The 14498-nt window shown below is 39.2% G+C and carries 16 protein-coding genes; all 16 read left to right on the top strand.

The window, feature by feature from the left end:
* Positions 1–279 precede the first annotated feature (279 nt).
* The 16 genes from AC1D0Y_RS02820 (at position 280) to trpA (ending at position 14497) form a co-directional block, all read left to right on the top strand.
* Entirely contained in the window at positions 280–552 is a 273-nt protein-coding gene (locus AC1D0Y_RS02820) for an HU family DNA-binding protein (RefSeq protein ID WP_013059016.1), read from the top strand.
* A gap of 148 nt (positions 553–700) precedes the next feature.
* Positions 701–1267, top strand: coding sequence for a GTP cyclohydrolase I FolE (gene folE / locus AC1D0Y_RS02815; protein ID WP_013059015.1), 567 nt, complete (start codon positions 701–703; stop codon positions 1265–1267).
* 25 nt (positions 1268–1292) lie between these two features.
* Positions 1293–1523 (top strand): trp RNA-binding attenuation protein MtrB, encoded by a 231-nt coding sequence (mtrB, locus tag AC1D0Y_RS02810; protein ID WP_013059014.1) that lies wholly within the window; start codon positions 1293–1295, stop codon positions 1521–1523.
* A gap of 278 nt (positions 1524–1801) precedes the next feature.
* Positions 1802–2596, top strand: coding sequence for a heptaprenyl diphosphate synthase component 1 (locus AC1D0Y_RS02805; protein ID WP_060745941.1), 795 nt, complete (start codon positions 1802–1804; stop codon positions 2594–2596).
* A gap of 4 nt (positions 2597–2600) precedes the next feature.
* The gene (locus AC1D0Y_RS02800; RefSeq protein WP_013059012.1) at positions 2601–3305 is read left to right on the top strand and encodes a demethylmenaquinone methyltransferase; all 705 of its coding nucleotides are present in this window, start codon (positions 2601–2603) and stop codon (positions 3303–3305) included.
* An 81-nt stretch (positions 3306–3386) separates the two neighbouring features.
* Entirely contained in the window at positions 3387–4352 is a 966-nt protein-coding gene (hepT, locus tag AC1D0Y_RS02795) for a heptaprenyl diphosphate synthase component II (protein WP_028410738.1), read from the top strand.
* Between the two features lie 115 nt (positions 4353–4467).
* The gene (gene ndk / locus AC1D0Y_RS02790) at positions 4468–4917 is read left to right on the top strand and encodes a nucleoside-diphosphate kinase (protein WP_028410739.1); all 450 of its coding nucleotides are present in this window, start codon (positions 4468–4470) and stop codon (positions 4915–4917) included.
* Between the two features lie 206 nt (positions 4918–5123).
* A complete protein-coding gene (locus tag AC1D0Y_RS02785; RefSeq protein ID WP_060745942.1) occupies positions 5124–5906 on the top strand; it encodes a CheR family methyltransferase in 783 nt (260 codons plus the stop codon).
* A gap of 134 nt (positions 5907–6040) precedes the next feature.
* The gene (gene aroC, locus AC1D0Y_RS02780; RefSeq protein ID WP_013059008.1) at positions 6041–7213 is read left to right on the top strand and encodes a chorismate synthase; all 1173 of its coding nucleotides are present in this window, start codon (positions 6041–6043) and stop codon (positions 7211–7213) included.
* Positions 7213–8295, top strand: coding sequence for a 3-dehydroquinate synthase (gene aroB, locus AC1D0Y_RS02775; RefSeq protein WP_477707327.1), 1083 nt, complete (start codon positions 7213–7215; stop codon positions 8293–8295). Before aroC ends, aroB begins: the two co-directional genes overlap by 1 nt.
* A 283-nt stretch (positions 8296–8578) precedes the next feature.
* Entirely contained in the window at positions 8579–10093 is a 1515-nt protein-coding gene (trpE, locus tag AC1D0Y_RS02770) for an anthranilate synthase component I (protein ID WP_060745944.1), read from the top strand.
* Entirely contained in the window at positions 10086–11111 is a 1026-nt protein-coding gene (gene trpD, locus AC1D0Y_RS02765; RefSeq protein WP_013059005.1) for an anthranilate phosphoribosyltransferase, read from the top strand. The genes trpE and trpD overlap by 8 nt, the downstream gene beginning before the upstream one ends.
* Positions 11101–11868 carry an indole-3-glycerol phosphate synthase TrpC gene (gene trpC, locus AC1D0Y_RS02760; RefSeq protein ID WP_013084885.1) on the top strand — a complete coding sequence of 256 codons (768 nt, stop codon included), beginning with the start codon at positions 11101–11103 and terminating at the stop codon, positions 11866–11868. The genes trpD and trpC overlap by 11 nt, the downstream gene beginning before the upstream one ends.
* Positions 11858–12484, top strand: coding sequence for a phosphoribosylanthranilate isomerase (locus tag AC1D0Y_RS02755; RefSeq protein ID WP_028410745.1), 627 nt, complete (start codon positions 11858–11860; stop codon positions 12482–12484). Before trpC ends, AC1D0Y_RS02755 begins: the two co-directional genes overlap by 11 nt.
* The gene (gene trpB, locus AC1D0Y_RS02750; RefSeq protein ID WP_013059002.1) at positions 12481–13695 is read left to right on the top strand and encodes a tryptophan synthase subunit beta; all 1215 of its coding nucleotides are present in this window, start codon (positions 12481–12483) and stop codon (positions 13693–13695) included. Before AC1D0Y_RS02755 ends, trpB begins: the two co-directional genes overlap by 4 nt.
* Positions 13682–14497 (top strand): tryptophan synthase subunit alpha, encoded by an 816-nt coding sequence (trpA, locus tag AC1D0Y_RS02745; protein WP_013084883.1) that lies wholly within the window; start codon positions 13682–13684, stop codon positions 14495–14497. The genes trpB and trpA overlap by 14 nt, the downstream gene beginning before the upstream one ends.
* Position 14498 lies beyond the last annotated feature (1 nt).

The raw sequence follows: 14498 nt of genomic DNA, 5'->3' as shown, positions 1-14498 counted from the left end.
TATTCCTGCGTTATTTTCTGCTTGCTATGCCTTGTTCAATATGTTAATCTTTTAACAGAAATCGATCGATCATACTGTTTTCACTACATACATACGGCAGATGAATGAAAAACATTGAATTATTTAGTTCAATCGTTTATGATTAGGCTTGTCGATACATAGGTTATGTATAATATCCATTTGTTTTGTTAAAGAATGAGATATAACGAATTACTAGATTCCTTTTCTAACAAGGTTTTTAGTTATTATATGATCCGATTTTGGGAGGAGGTGAATGGCATGAACAAGACAGAATTAATTAATGCTGTTGCAGAAGCAAGTGAGCTTTCAAAAAAGGATGCTACAAAAGCAGTTGATGCTGTTTTCGATACAATCTTAGAAGCTTTAAAAGCTGAGGACAAAGTTCAACTTATCGGTTTTGGTAACTTCGAAGTACGTGAACGTGCTGCTCGTAAAGGACGCAATCCACAAACTGGCGAAGAAATCGAAATTCCTGCTAGCAAAGTTCCTGCATTCAAACCAGGTAAAGCTCTTAAAGATGCTGTAAAATAATATCTACATAAAATGGCTTTATTCATAGCCGTTGATGAAGAGCTTTGAAAGGTCGCACATTTGCGACCTTTCTTTTTTGCCTTTGGTATATACATATGCTAGAATTTTTTTCATAAAGTCGTAATGCAACGAATTGGAGGGCAACAACATGTCATCTGTAAATAAACCACAGATCGAACAAGCCGTGAGACTAATTTTAGAAGCAATTGGCGAAGATCCAAACCGTGAAGGATTATTAGATACACCAAAGCGAGTAGCTAAAATGTATGAGGAAGTCTTTTCCGGGTTGAATGAAGATCCAAAAGAGCATTTTAAAACAGTTTTTGGAGAAGACCATGAAGAGCTAGTGCTTGTAAAAGATATTCCTTTTTACTCTATGTGTGAACACCACTTAGTGCCTTTTTACGGAAAAGCTCATGTTGCGTATATTCCAAAAGGCGGACGAGTGACCGGTTTAAGTAAGCTGGCAAGAGCGGTAGAAGCTGTTGCGAAACGTCCTCAGCTTCAGGAGAGAATTACATCTACAGTGGCGGATTCTATTGTAGAAACATTAGAGCCGCACGGGGTAATGGTAGTAGTGGAAGCAGAGCACATGTGTATGACCATGCGAGGCATTAAAAAGCCTGGAGCTATGACAATCACTTCTGCTGTACGCGGAGTGTTAGAACACGATGCAAGTTCTAGAGCTGAAGTTTTATCACTGATTAAATCATAATGTGGATGATGAAGGAGAAGAGAATATGACACAAAAAGGAACGCCGGAGTATATTGTCATTAAAGCGGTCGAAGATGGAGTTAACGTAATTGGCTTAACGCGAGGAGCAGATACGCGATTTCATCATTCAGAAAAACTAGATAAAGGCGAAGTAATGATTGCGCAGTTTACTGAGCATACATCCGCAATTAAAATTCGTGGCAAAGCCGTCATTCAGACTGTTCACGGAGAAATTGAATCCGATACGAAAAAATAAGCAGGGATTTTCCTGCTTTTATTTATATTTAAAATAAATGAATAAGAACAGGAAAAACATGGTGAAACTAAAAGCAATATCTTAAATTACTGTCTAAGGAATCCAGATGGTATGTAGATGAACGGTGTTCAAGCGGATGAGCAGCTAAATGATTTAAACCGTGAAAAAGCTTCAAAAGAATTTAAAGGATATTTTATAATGTAATTATGTTATAATTGACACTATCGATTTGGAGTTAAAAGAACTTTAAACAAATAGTGATGGAAAGGGAGACAAGGATGATGAGCGTAAAAACCATCTATGATATTGTGGCCAACATGAAAGAACAGCTTCATGTTGAATTAAGTCATCCATATGTAAAAAAATATATTCATCATCCGCGTATTGATGAAAATAGATTACTGTACATGTGTTCGTTCTTAGATACTCTTTCAATGGAAGAAGAAAAAAAGAACAGCTCTGTGCTATCTGTGATGCTCGTTCAAACCGCACTTGATACCCACGATCTAGTCTCCACTCAAAATGTTAGCGGAAATGAAGGAAAGCTGCATGAGCGGCAGCTGGTAGTTTTGGCCGGAGATTATTACAGCGGCCTGTACTATTACTATTTAGCTCAAAGCAACCAGCTGAATTTAATGAAAGTTATAGCATCTGCTATTAAAGAAATTAATATCGCTAAGATACACATTTATAACAATCGCTCTACTAATCCACACGACGTTATGAATAGTTTTTTAGCAGCAGAATCATCGTTTGTAAGATGCTTATGTGACTATTTTGAACGTGAAGAGTGGAAAGAACTTTTAAAACATGCAGCGTATTTGAACGGGATATTAAAGCAATTAAAGTCATTACAGCATAAAGAGCCTACTCTCTTGCTAAACTATTGCAAACAAATTGGTATGAATCAAGAACAAATAAAAGAATACCTTTATTCGTATACTCAACAGTCTGTAAACATTGTTAGAGGATACTTACGAAGTGAATTTGTGATGAATAAGTTTTTAAGAGAGCACTTAGATGAACTTACATCTAGCTTAGAAGTGCTGAAAAATGTCGTAGGAGAAGGATAGAGATATGCAGCAATCAAAAGAACAGCGTGTCCATGGCGTATTTGAAAAAATATACAAAAATTATGATCAAATGAATTCTGTTATTAGTTTTCAGCGTCATAAGGCATGGCGCAAAGATACGATGAAGCGAATGAATGTTCAAAAAGGAACAAAAGCTTTAGATGTTTGTTGCGGAACTGCGGATTGGACGCTAGCTATGGCGGAAGCAGTTGGAGAAACAGGAGAGGCAGTTGGCCTGGATTTTAGTCAGAATATGCTAAAGATTGGTGAAGAGAAAGTAAAAAACTCACCTTTTTCAAATATTACCTTACTACATGGCAATGCAATGGAACTTCCTTTTGAAGATAATTCATTTGACTATGTAACGATTGGATTCGGACTGCGCAACGTGCCCGATTACCTTCAAGTGTTAAAGGAAATGCAGCGCGTCGTGAAACCTGGCGGAAAAGTGGTTTGCCTTGAAACGTCTCAGCCCACGATGATCGGCTACCGACAAATGTACTTGCTTTATTTTAAGTATATTATGCCTGCGCTTGGAAAGATGGTCGCTAAAAGCTATGATGAATATTCATGGCTTCAAGAGTCAGCTAGGGACTTTCCGGGTCAAAAGCAATTGGCTGATATGTTCCGTGAAGCCGGTTTGACAGATGTTGAAGTGAAATCTTACACAGGTGGAGTAGCAGCGATGCATCTAGGGTACAAACGATAAAAGAGAAAAAGCTTGTCCTACAGGTGCAACAGCCTGTAGGATAAGGAGTAAAGAATGAATATATAATGCAAGGTGAGTCCAATGAAACTAAAAATGATGTACGCTTTTTTGAATACGGATATTACCCTTATTGAGAAAGAACTTGAACAAACTGTTCATACCGATGAAACACTTATCACAGATGCTTCTCTTCACCTTTTACAAGCAGGGGGGAAACGAATTCGCCCTGTATTTGTTTTGTTGGCAGCTAAATTTGGGGATTACAACATCGACCAAATCAAACACGTGGCAGTAGCGCTTGAGCTGATTCATATGGCGTCCCTTGTTCATGATGATGTTATTGATGACGCTGATAAGAGACGCGGAAAACCAACAATTAAGGCAAAATGGGACAATCGTATTGCTATGTATACAGGGGATTACATCTTTGCTCGTGCGCTTGAAGTTATGAGTGAGGTTAAAGATGTGGAAGCACATAAAATTTTATCTAATACGATGGTGGAATTAACGCTCGGTGAAATTGAACAGATTAAGGACAAATACAACCTAAACCAAAACTTACGCGTGTATCTGCGTAGAATTAAACGTAAAACGGCACTGCTAATTGCTGCAAGCTGTCAGTTAGGTGCAATTGCAGCGGGAGCTCCTGAAGATATACATAAACGTTTATTTTGGTTTGGATATTACGTGGGAATGTCATTTCAAATTACCGATGACATTTTAGATTTTATCTCATCAGAAGAACAGCTTGGGAAACCAGTTGGCAGCGACTTACTGCAAGGAAATATTACGCTGCCAGTTTTGTATGCCATTGAAAATGCTGAGTTTCGAGATAAAGTAGAACAGCTTTTCGAGAGGGAATATGAGCAAGAGCTGATCAATGAAATTATTTCTGATATTAAATCTTCTAACGCCATTGAACGTTCATTTGAGATGAGCGATCGTTATCTGCAAAAAGCGATGAGCATTTTAGAAGAACTGCCGCCAAACAAGGCGAAAAAAACGCTGCATCAAATTGCGAAGTACATTGGAAAACGGAAATTTTGATTTATTTACTTTCATAAGTTGTAAACTGCTCGAAACAATGTTAATATCTTCATGAGGTGTGATTGCGCTTTCAAAACTTGTTTACATATCATGAACTTCAGGGGTGGAGAGTAAAATGATACAAAAAACGTTTTTAATGGTCAAACCAGATGGGGTACAAAGAAGCATTATTGGTGAGGTTATTTCTCGCTTTGAGAAAAAAGGTTTTCAATTAGTCGGAGCTAAGCTTATGCATATTTCGCAGGAATTAGCTGAAACACACTACGGTGAACATAAAGAGAAAGCTTTTTTCGGTGAGTTAGTGAAATTTATCACATCAGGTCCAGTTTTTGCTATGGTATGGGAAGGTGAAAACGTGATTTCAGTATCACGTCAAATGGTGGGGAAAACTAACCCTCAAGAAGCCCTTCCTGGAACTATTCGAGGTGATTATGGACTGATTGTCGATAAGAATATTATTCACGGCTCAGATTCACCAGAAAGTGCGGAGCGTGAAATCAGCTTATTCTTTGAAAGTGAAGAGCTGACTTTCTATAAAAAAGACGCAGACGCTTGGATTTACTAATTTAGATAGCGCAAGGAGACGAATGAATTTTCATTCGTCTTTTTTATTGTTTTTATAAATAGGTCCTAGGCTATAGATTGCGAATATCTCTCTACATAAACATTTTCACAATGTATTCCGATATATTAGTAAGAAGATAAGCATATATAAAGGTTTTATTTCTTTATATAGCATCAACGTATAGAAATAAGAAAGGAGAGTCAAAAATGATAGATGAATACGGCGCGTTTGTGGAGAAAATAAAAATAAAAACAGGCATTGATTTATCACTATATAAGCAGTCTCAAATGCAACGCCGCCTTACCTCCCTATATGAAAAAAAAGGTTTTTCTAGTTTTTTTGAATATTATCGAGCAATGAGCAGTAATAACGAACTGCTTGAGGAGTTTTTAGATCGGATGACGATTAACGTGTCAGAGTTTTATCGCAACTATCAGCGGTGGGATATATTGGAGCAAAAAATTTTACCGGCTCTTGTAAAAGGAAAAACAGACCTGAAAGTGTGGAGCGCTGCCTGTTCAACAGGGGAAGAGCCATATACACTAGCGATGGTTTTATCAACATTTTTTCCTCTTTCGCGTATTTCTATATTGGCGACTGATTTGGATGAAAAAGTGATCGAAAAAGCAAAAATAGGCTTTTATGATGAACGTTCACTTCAGGAAATGCCTGTTTCGATGAAAAATAAGTACTTTCAACAAAGAGGAACCGGGTACTTATTAGATGAAAAAATCAAAAAAACAGTTGTTTTTCAGAAACATAACTTACTGTCAGACTCTTTTCCAAAAAACGTTGACTTGATTGTTTGTCGAAATGTGCTTATTTATTTTACAGATGAAGCAAAGCATGCTTTATATGAAAAATTCAGCAGATCTTTAGCACCTGGCGGCATCTTATTTGTAGGTAGCACAGAACAGGTTTTTACTCCGCAAAAGTATGGATTTGAAACGGCTGATACGTTTTTTTACAGAAAAGTAAAGACCATTTAATCGAGACAACCAGAAGCGGTTTCTTAAAAGCTGAGGTGAAACTTTTTGTACATTCTTATGTTATAGTATGGTATAGTCATATTTAAAAATGGAAAAATTCTGACGAATAATACATATTAAGCGGAGGTACGATTATGCGATATTTAACAGCAGGAGAATCACATGGTCCACAATTGACTACTATTTTAGAGGGTGTTCCGGCAGGGCTTCCTTTAACAGCCGAAGACATCAATACAGATTTAGCGCGAAGACAAAAAGGTCATGGTCGCGGAAGACGTATGCAAATTGAAAAAGATCAAGCGGAAATTTTAAGCGGTGTCCGCCACGGCTATACGCTAGGATCTCCTATTACGTTAGCGGTAGAAAATAACGACTGGAAACACTGGACAAAAATTATGGGCATCGAGCCAATTTCTGAAGAAGAGTCAGAAGAAGTAAAGCGTAAAATCTCAAGACCAAGACCAGGGCATGCCGATTTAAACGGCGCTATTAAATATGGTCATCGCGATATGAGAAATGTATTAGAACGTTCTTCAGCTCGCGAAACAACTGTAAGGGTAGCAGCAGGTGCTGTGGCTCGTCAAATTCTTGCTCAGTTCGGGATTTCTGTAGCTGGACATGTATTAGAAATTGGCGGCGTACAGGCAAATCCGCCTCAATACAAAAGTTTAGAGGAACTTCAAGAAGTCACTGAAGCTTCTCCAGTAAGATGTTTTGACTCAGCTGTTGAGAAAGACATGATGCAAGCAATCGATGATGCTAAGAAAAACGGCGATTCTATCGGAGGCGTAGTAGAAGTTATTATTGAAGGCGTGCCAGCAGGAGTAGGTAGCTATGTCCATTACGATCGTAAATTAGATGCGAAGATTGCTGCAGCCGTTATGAGCATTAATGCATTTAAAGGCGTTGAGTTTGGGATTGGATTTGAAGCGGCTCGCAGACCAGGAAGCGAAGTTCATGACGAAATTCTATGGGATGAAAAGAATGGATATACCCGTAAAACAAACAACTTAGGCGGCTTTGAAGGCGGCATGACAACAGGTATGCCAATTGTAGTACGCGGTGTAATGAAACCTATTCCAACGCTTTACAAGCCGTTAAAAAGTGTTGATATTGAAACAAAAGAAGCCTTCGAGGCAAGCATCGAACGTTCAGACAGCTGCGCTGTGCCGGCAGCAAGCGTTGTCGCAGAAGCCGTTGTAGCTTGGGAATTGGCTGATGCACTAATCGAACAGTTTGGACAAGACCGAATTGATTTAATTGCTGAAAATATTGAGAAAATGCGTGCACATGCGAGGGAGTTTTAATGTTGCAAATTGATATTCAAACTTTATCGAAAACATATCCTCTTTATTTAGGAAATGGATTAATTGAAAAGTTGCCTTCTATTATTGAGAGTGTAAAACCCAATCTGTCGTCGGTGTTAATCATCACTGATTCAGCCGTAGATTCATATTATGGAGAAGCGGTTGTAAAAGCGGTTGAGACGCAGTTTAAAGTGGCTAAATACGTAGTGCCAAGCGGTGAACATGCAAAGTCATTTCAACATTACTACGATTGTCAGACATTTGCGCTCGAGCAGCAGCTTGACCGCAATGCGCTCGTTATTGCTTTCGGCGGAGGGGTAGTTGGCGATTTAGCTGGATTTGTAGCCGCTACATATATGAGAGGAATTTCTTTTATTCAAGTGCCAACGACGCTTCTTGCTCACGATAGTGCTGTAGGTGGTAAAGTAGCCATTAATCATGAGCTTGGAAAAAATATGATTGGCGCTTTTTATCAGCCTGAAGCGGTTGTTTATGACATTGATCTTCTTAAAACGCTTCCTGAAAGAGAGTGGCGTTCCGGTTTTGCAGAAGTGATTAAACACGCTTTTATTCACGATGAAGCATTTTATGAATGGCTTCAGCAAAATATACAATCGCTGACTGATTTACAAGATGAAAAATTAATTTATGCTATCCAAAGCGGTATTTTAGTCAAAGCATCTGTTGTAAAAGAAGATGAGACAGAAGCTGGCGTTCGCGCTCATCTGAACTTTGGACATACGTTAGGTCATGCGATCGAAGCAGAGTGCGGCTATGGACAAATCAGTCACGGAGAAGGCGTAGCCATTGGGATGCTGTTTGCTATGAAAGTCAGCAATACGCTTGAGAAAAGCGAGTTCCCTGTAGCTGAAATTGCGAAATGGTTTGAAAAATTTGGCTATGAGACGTCTGTTCCAAACCACCTTTCAGCTGAAAAGCTGCTCGTGAGAATGAAAGCAGACAAGAAGTCCAAATCAAGCAATGTTCATATGGTACTGCTTGAAGGTATAGGAAAACCTTTTGTTCAACAAGTAGAAGATGAAGTAATTCTTAAGCTGCTGAATGAAGAGCTTCAAGCGTAGTTTCTTCAAAAGCCAAGTAGATAGTAGTTGACAAATGAATTTGAAACGTACTACAATTGGTAACAAGTTAGTTTAGAGATTTTAGTTATGAGAAAACAATAGACAGTTTAGTTGAGATTAGGGTAGACGAGAATGAGACAGTTGAGCAGAGTTTAGTTGAGTGAATTTTACCATTCGTATACCCAAAGGCCCATTTTTGATGTGTCTTTGGGTTTATTTATTATATCCTCTTTTATATCACCTCATCTATTCTCATTCTCCATGAAATGGAGGATTGAAAGATATGACGAACACGTATACTTCTTTTTTAGAAGACTCTACAAAGTATTTAACCATTCCAATCATAAAAAAAATATTTATCGATAGCATGACACCTGTTGATCTTTTTCAACAGGTAAAAGATGAAGCTGTATATTTACTTGAAAGTAATGATGAATCATCACCATGGTCCAATTATTCTTTTATTGGCTTGAATCCATTTTTGTATGTAGAAGAAGAGAACGGAACCTATCTAGCAAAAAACAAGCAGCTTCAACCTGTGCTGCAAGGAGACAGCTTTAAAGAGGTATTTTGTAAAATTCAGCAAGAGCTGAAAGTGAAAGTACCAGACCTTGCACTTCCTTTTAAAGGAGGAGCAGTAGGGTTTATCAGCTACGACGCAGTATCGCAAATTGAAAAAGTAAACGTACATGCTCAAAACGATTTGAACATGCCTACTTTTCACTTTATCTATTGTCAAACGATGCTTGCGTACAATCATCAAACAAAAGAGCTTATGGTGATTCACTACATTCAGCTTAATGAGCAAGACAAAGAGCAGCAGAAAAAAGAAAAATACGGTGAAGCTTTAGCAGAGATCAATCGATATGTTGAAAGAATAGCGCAGACGGTGAAAGAAAAGCCAATGATGTTTGAAAGCGAGCAGCGCGAAGTTAGCTTTGAAGGCGTGACATCGTCATACCAAAAAGATAAATTTGTGCAAGATGTGGAAAAAATTAAGGAATACATTAAAAGCGGAGATGTTTTTCAAGCCGTATTGTCGCAGAGATTTCAAATTGATACGACCGTAGCTGGATTTGATATTTACAGAGTATTGCGATTAGTTAATCCGTCTCCTTATTTATTTTACGTGAAAGTAAAAGGCGTGGAGCTAATTGGAAGTTCTCCTGAGCGGTTGATTCAAATTGAAAACGGCCATTTAGAAATTCATCCGATTGCAGGAACGAGAAGACGTGGCAGGGATGCAGAAGAAGATGCGCGCTTATACGAAGACTTAATTAACGATGAAAAAGAGCGGGCAGAACACTATATGCTCGTGGACTTAGCAAGAAATGACATCGGCCGAGTTGCACAGTATGGAAGTGTCCAAACACCAGTATTAATGCAGCAGGCTAACTTTTCGCACGTCATGCACTTGATTTCTAAAGTGACAGGGCGCCTTAACGAAAAAGTACATCCCATTGATGCGCTGCTTTCTGCATTTCCAGCGGGTACCGTATCTGGCGCTCCAAAAGTGCGAGCGATGCAAATCTTAAATGAAATTGAACCAGTTGCGCGAAATGTATATGCAGGAACCGTAGCATATCTCGGATTTGATGGAAACATTGATTCGTGCATTGCGATTCGGACCATTCTTTTGAAAGACCAGACCGCTTATATCCAGGCTGGAGCAGGAGTGGTTGCTGACTCAAAACCGGAGCTTGAGTGGAAAGAAACTCGCAATAAAGCCAGCGCTTTAATCAAAACAATTCAATTGGCCCAAGACATCTATGATAAAAAGGAGGATGTATATGTTTAAAGAATTGTTAAAAAAGTGTTTGCGCGGTGAGTCACTTTCAGCGGAAGAAGCAGAAAAAATTATGAATGATATTATGAACGGAAAAGTCCCGGCAGCTCAAATCGCTAGCGTGCTAACCATCTTAACGTACCGAGGAGAAACCGTCGATGAAATTGTCGGTTTTGTCCGAGGTATGAAAAATAATATGAATGCTATTTCTCTAGAAGAATTAAACGTAGTAGATACATGCGGTACGGGGGGAGACGGCGCCTCTACGTTTAATATCTCGACGGCTAGTGCGATTGTGGCATCTGCTGCCGGAGTAAAGGTTGCGAAACACGGGAACCGCGCCGTATCTTCTAAAAGCGGAAGTGCCGACGTGTTAGAACATCTGGATATATGGATTCAAGGAAATGAAAAAGAAGTGAAAAATGCGGTGGCTGACCTCAACATGTCCTTTTTGTTTGCGCCGCTTTATCATCCAGCTATGAAGCACGTTGCTGCTACTCGAAAGGAATTAGGATTTAGAACGGTTTTTAATGCATTAGGTCCATTAGCAAACCCTACTAACTGCACAAAGCAAGTAATTGGCGTTTATTCCATTGAGCTTGCACGAAAATTAGCAGAAGCGCTTGTTGTACTTGGAGCTAACCACGTCCTTCTGGTTGCGGGCAGAGACGGTTTGGATGAAATCAGTGCCACTGATGTAACGGACGTTGTAGAAGTACAGGGCAATGTCATTACAGAATATACGCTTGCACCAGAGGATGTACACTTACAGAGAGGGAAGCTTGAAGACTTAGTGGTAGAAGATGCAAAATCGAGTGCCGAGCTTATTGAATCGCTATTTTTAAATAAAAGCAATGTAACTGCTAAAAACGCAGTCGTGTTGAACTCTGCTGCAGCTATTTACGTTAGCGGAAACGTTTCTACTTTTGAAGAAGGAGTAGCTGTAGCTTTGGAAACAATTGAATCAGGTGCTGCATACACACAATTACAACGATTGAAATCGAAAAAGGTGGTTGAACATGCTCAATAAAATTATTGAAACAAAAAAAGAAGAAATTCAAAACTTACAGTTACCCGAACAGCAAAATGTTGCAAAACGATCATTTTTAGACGCTTTATCAAATCCGAATCGAGAGCTGGCTCTTATTGCAGAAGTGAAAAAAGCTTCTCCTTCCAAAGGATTAATAAAAGAGAATTTTCAGCCTGTGGAAATTGCTAAAGCCTACGAGAAAGGGAAAGCAGATGCTTTGTCTGTGTTAACAGATCAGCACTATTTTCAAGGAAATCGAACGTTTTTAAGTGACATTAAACAGCATGTCTCTATCCCTGTGCTTCGCAAGGATTTCATCATTGATTCCATTCAAGTGGAAGAAAGTGCAAGAATCGGTGCTGATGCTATTTTACTCATTGGAGAAGCACTTGAACCGTTAAAATTGCAAGAGCTTTATCTTCAAGCTGCTGAAAAAGAGTTAGATTGTTTAGTAGAAGTGCATTCTCTAGAAACGCTTGAAAAGCTGCTAGCTGTATTTACCCCGAAGATTATTGGCATTAATAATCGAAATCTTCACACGTTTGAAACCAGCGTGCAGCAGACCAAAGAAATCGCTAAGCACGTTCCGAAAAATCAGCTGTTAGTGAGTGAAAGCGGAATTTACTTATACGATGATGTTTCCTACGTAAAAGAAGCGGGAGCAAAAGCTATTTTAGTAGGGGAATCGCTTATGAGGCAGGATAATCAAACCAAAGCGATTGAAAAGCTGTTTGGGGAAAGTGAATATGCTCATTAAGTACTGTGGTATTCGATCAAAACAAGATATAGCTTTAATCGAAAGTTCGGCTGCTACTCACATTGGCTTTATTTTCTATCCAAGAAGTAAACGATATGTAAAGCCTGAACAAGTAAATGAGTTTGTAACGGATGAAATAAAAAAACAAGTCTCGCTAGTAGGGGTATTTGTTAATACACCGGTTGATCAAATACTTGAAATTGCCTCCCTAACAAATTTAGATGTAATTCAGTGCCATGGGCAAGAAACAGCTGCGGACGTACGTCAGTTAAAGCAGCGTGGATATGAAGTGTGGAAAGCACTCCCTCACAATAAAGAAACGCTGCAGCAAATGCATGTATATGAAGAAGCTGACGGGTATGTAATTGATAGCAAGGTTAAAGAACAATTTGGAGGAACGGGCGTTGCTTTTGATTGGAGCTTCGTTCCTCAGTATGAATCAGCTGCCCAAAGATTAGGTAAAAAATGTTTTATTGCTGGAGGAATCAATGCTTGTAACATTGAGAACTTGTTACCCTACAAGCCTGGGGCGATTGATATTTCTGGCGGTATTGAAACAAATGGAACGAAGGACTATACAAAAATTATAGAAATTGAAAGGAAGATCATACTATGACATACAATCATCCTGATGAATTTGGCCGCTTTGGTGAATTTGGCGGAAAATACGTACCTGAAACATTAATGAAACCACTTGAAGAAGTAGAAGCAGCTTTGAATCAAGCAATGAAAGATCCGGCATTTAAAGATGAGTATCTGTCTTTACTCGTCAACTACTCTGGGCGACCAACGGCTTTAACATACGCTGATAATATTACCGAAACGCTCGGCGGAGCAAAAATTTATTTAAAACGTGAAGACTTAAATCATACGGGTGCTCACAAAATCAATAATGCCATTGGACAGATTTTACTTGCTAAACGGATGGGGAAAACAAAAATTATTGCTGAAACAGGAGCGGGTCAGCACGGGGTAGCTACAGCTACAGTAGCTGCAAAGTTCGGAATGGAATGTAAAGTATTCATGGGAGAAGAAGATATTGAACGTCAGGCGTTGAACGTCTTTCGCATGAAGCTTCTAGGAGCGGAAGTCATTCCTGCAACTTCTGGAACAAAAACGCTAAAAGATGCAACAAATGAAGCAATTCGCTACTGGGTTCAACATTGTGAAGATCATTTTTACTTAATTGGTTCGGCCATTGGACCGCATCCTTATCCTAAAATGGTTCGAGATTTCCAAAAAATTATTGGAGAAGAAGCAAAAGAACAGTTTACAGCGGTAGAAGGCAAACTTCCAAATGCTGTCGTGGCATGCGTTGGAGGCGGTAGTAATGCAATCGGAATGTTTTATGATTTTATTAAAGAAGAAAATGTACGCTTGATCGGCGTAGAAGCAGGAGGGAAAGGACTAAATACAGCCCTCCATGCTGCTAAAATGGCTAAAGGCACAAAAGGTGTTATTCACGGAACGCTCACGTATTTACTTCAAGATGAAAATGGTCAAATTACAGAGCCTTATTCTATTTCAGCAGGTTTGGATTATCCAGGTATCGGTCCAGAGCATTCTCACCTTTCATCTATTGGACGAGTAGAATATGAAAGTGTAACGGATGATGAGTCAATCGAAGCTCTTCAGCTGCTGGCGAAAACAGAGGGAATCATCCCGGCTATTGAGTCCGCCCATGCGCTGGCAAAAGCATTTGAACTGGCTAAAAGCATGACGAAAGAAGAAACCATTTTAATTTGCTTGTCAGGTCGAGGAGATAAGGACGTTCATACATTAGTAAACTTGCTAGAAGGGAAGGAAGAAGAACATGAATACGTTTGAAGCGAGACTACCTAAACATGAAACATTGTTTATTCCATTTATTACAGCAGGAGATCCTCATGAAGATGCAACGGTGGAAATTGCTTTGTCTTTGCAAAAGCAAGGTGCCTCTATTTTAGAGCTGGGCGTACCATATTCTGACCCTTTAGCAGATGGTCCAATTATTCAAGAGGCGTCTAAAAGAGCTTTATCTGGCGGTATGTCTATTTCAAAAGCCATTAAGCTTGTATCGGTGATGAGAAAAAAAGGTGTGAAAATACCGGTAATTCTCTTTACCTATTTTAATCCTGTGTTACAATTAGGTTTAGAATCCTTTTTCGCGTTAATGCGAGAAAATGAAATAGATGGAGTGCTAATTCCGGATTTACCGTACGAAGAGAGTGGCCGTATCCGGGAGCTTGCCGCTGAAAATGAAGTTGCGTACATTTCAATGGTTGCTCCTACATCTAAAGAGCGTATTCAAAAAATCGCTGCAGATGCAACGGGCTTCTTATACTGCGTGTCGTCTTTAGGCGTTACTGGGGTTCGCTCTACGTTGCCAGCTGATATTGGCACCTTTTTAGAAGATGTGAAAGCAGCAGCTTCTATACCGGTGGCCGTCGGTTTTGGGATTTCAACAAGTGAACAAGTAGAGGTGTTAAAAGAACATAGCGACGGCATTGTAATTGGAAGTGCAATTGTTAATAAAATTGGCCAGCTTGAACAAGTTCTTTTAAATAAGGATACACGCCGAGACGGATTAAATCAAATTGAGGAGTATGTTGCATCCATCGTTTCGCCTATACAAAAATGCGAGGTGTAAC

The organism is Priestia sp. P1_B12_1 (assembly GCF_056406695.1).
The sequence above is the reverse complement of the archived record's forward strand: the minus strand, read 5'-3'. Positions and strand labels throughout refer to the sequence as shown.

What these genes read in the sequence shown, in the direction of transcription:
- aroC (WP_013059008.1), top strand. Translation starts at nt 6,041, where the DNA reads ATGCGATATTTAACAGCAGGAGAATCACATGGTCCACAATTGACTACT.
- AC1D0Y_RS02785 (WP_060745942.1), top strand. Translation starts at nt 5,124, where the DNA reads ATGATAGATGAATACGGCGCGTTTGTGGAGAAAATAAAAATAAAAACA.
- hepT (WP_028410738.1), top strand. Translation starts at nt 3,387, where the DNA reads ATGAAACTAAAAATGATGTACGCTTTTTTGAATACGGATATTACCCTT.
- AC1D0Y_RS02805 (WP_060745941.1), top strand. Translation starts at nt 1,802, where the DNA reads ATGATGAGCGTAAAAACCATCTATGATATTGTGGCCAACATGAAAGAA.
- aroB (WP_477707327.1), top strand. Translation starts at nt 7,213, where the DNA reads ATGTTGCAAATTGATATTCAAACTTTATCGAAAACATATCCTCTTTAT.
- folE (WP_013059015.1), top strand. Translation starts at nt 701, where the DNA reads ATGTCATCTGTAAATAAACCACAGATCGAACAAGCCGTGAGACTAATT.
- trpC (WP_013084885.1), top strand. Translation starts at nt 11,101, where the DNA reads ATGCTCAATAAAATTATTGAAACAAAAAAAGAAGAAATTCAAAACTTA.
- mtrB (WP_013059014.1), top strand. Translation starts at nt 1,293, where the DNA reads ATGACACAAAAAGGAACGCCGGAGTATATTGTCATTAAAGCGGTCGAA.
- trpD (WP_013059005.1), top strand. Translation starts at nt 10,086, where the DNA reads ATGTTTAAAGAATTGTTAAAAAAGTGTTTGCGCGGTGAGTCACTTTCA.
- AC1D0Y_RS02820 (WP_013059016.1), top strand. Translation starts at nt 280, where the DNA reads ATGAACAAGACAGAATTAATTAATGCTGTTGCAGAAGCAAGTGAGCTT.
- AC1D0Y_RS02800 (WP_013059012.1), top strand. Translation starts at nt 2,601, where the DNA reads ATGCAGCAATCAAAAGAACAGCGTGTCCATGGCGTATTTGAAAAAATA.
- trpE (WP_060745944.1), top strand. Translation starts at nt 8,579, where the DNA reads ATGACGAACACGTATACTTCTTTTTTAGAAGACTCTACAAAGTATTTA.
- ndk (WP_028410739.1), top strand. Translation starts at nt 4,468, where the DNA reads ATGATACAAAAAACGTTTTTAATGGTCAAACCAGATGGGGTACAAAGA.
- trpB (WP_013059002.1), top strand. Translation starts at nt 12,481, where the DNA reads ATGACATACAATCATCCTGATGAATTTGGCCGCTTTGGTGAATTTGGC.
- AC1D0Y_RS02755 (WP_028410745.1), top strand. Translation starts at nt 11,858, where the DNA reads ATGCTCATTAAGTACTGTGGTATTCGATCAAAACAAGATATAGCTTTA.
- trpA (WP_013084883.1), top strand. Translation starts at nt 13,682, where the DNA reads ATGAATACGTTTGAAGCGAGACTACCTAAACATGAAACATTGTTTATT.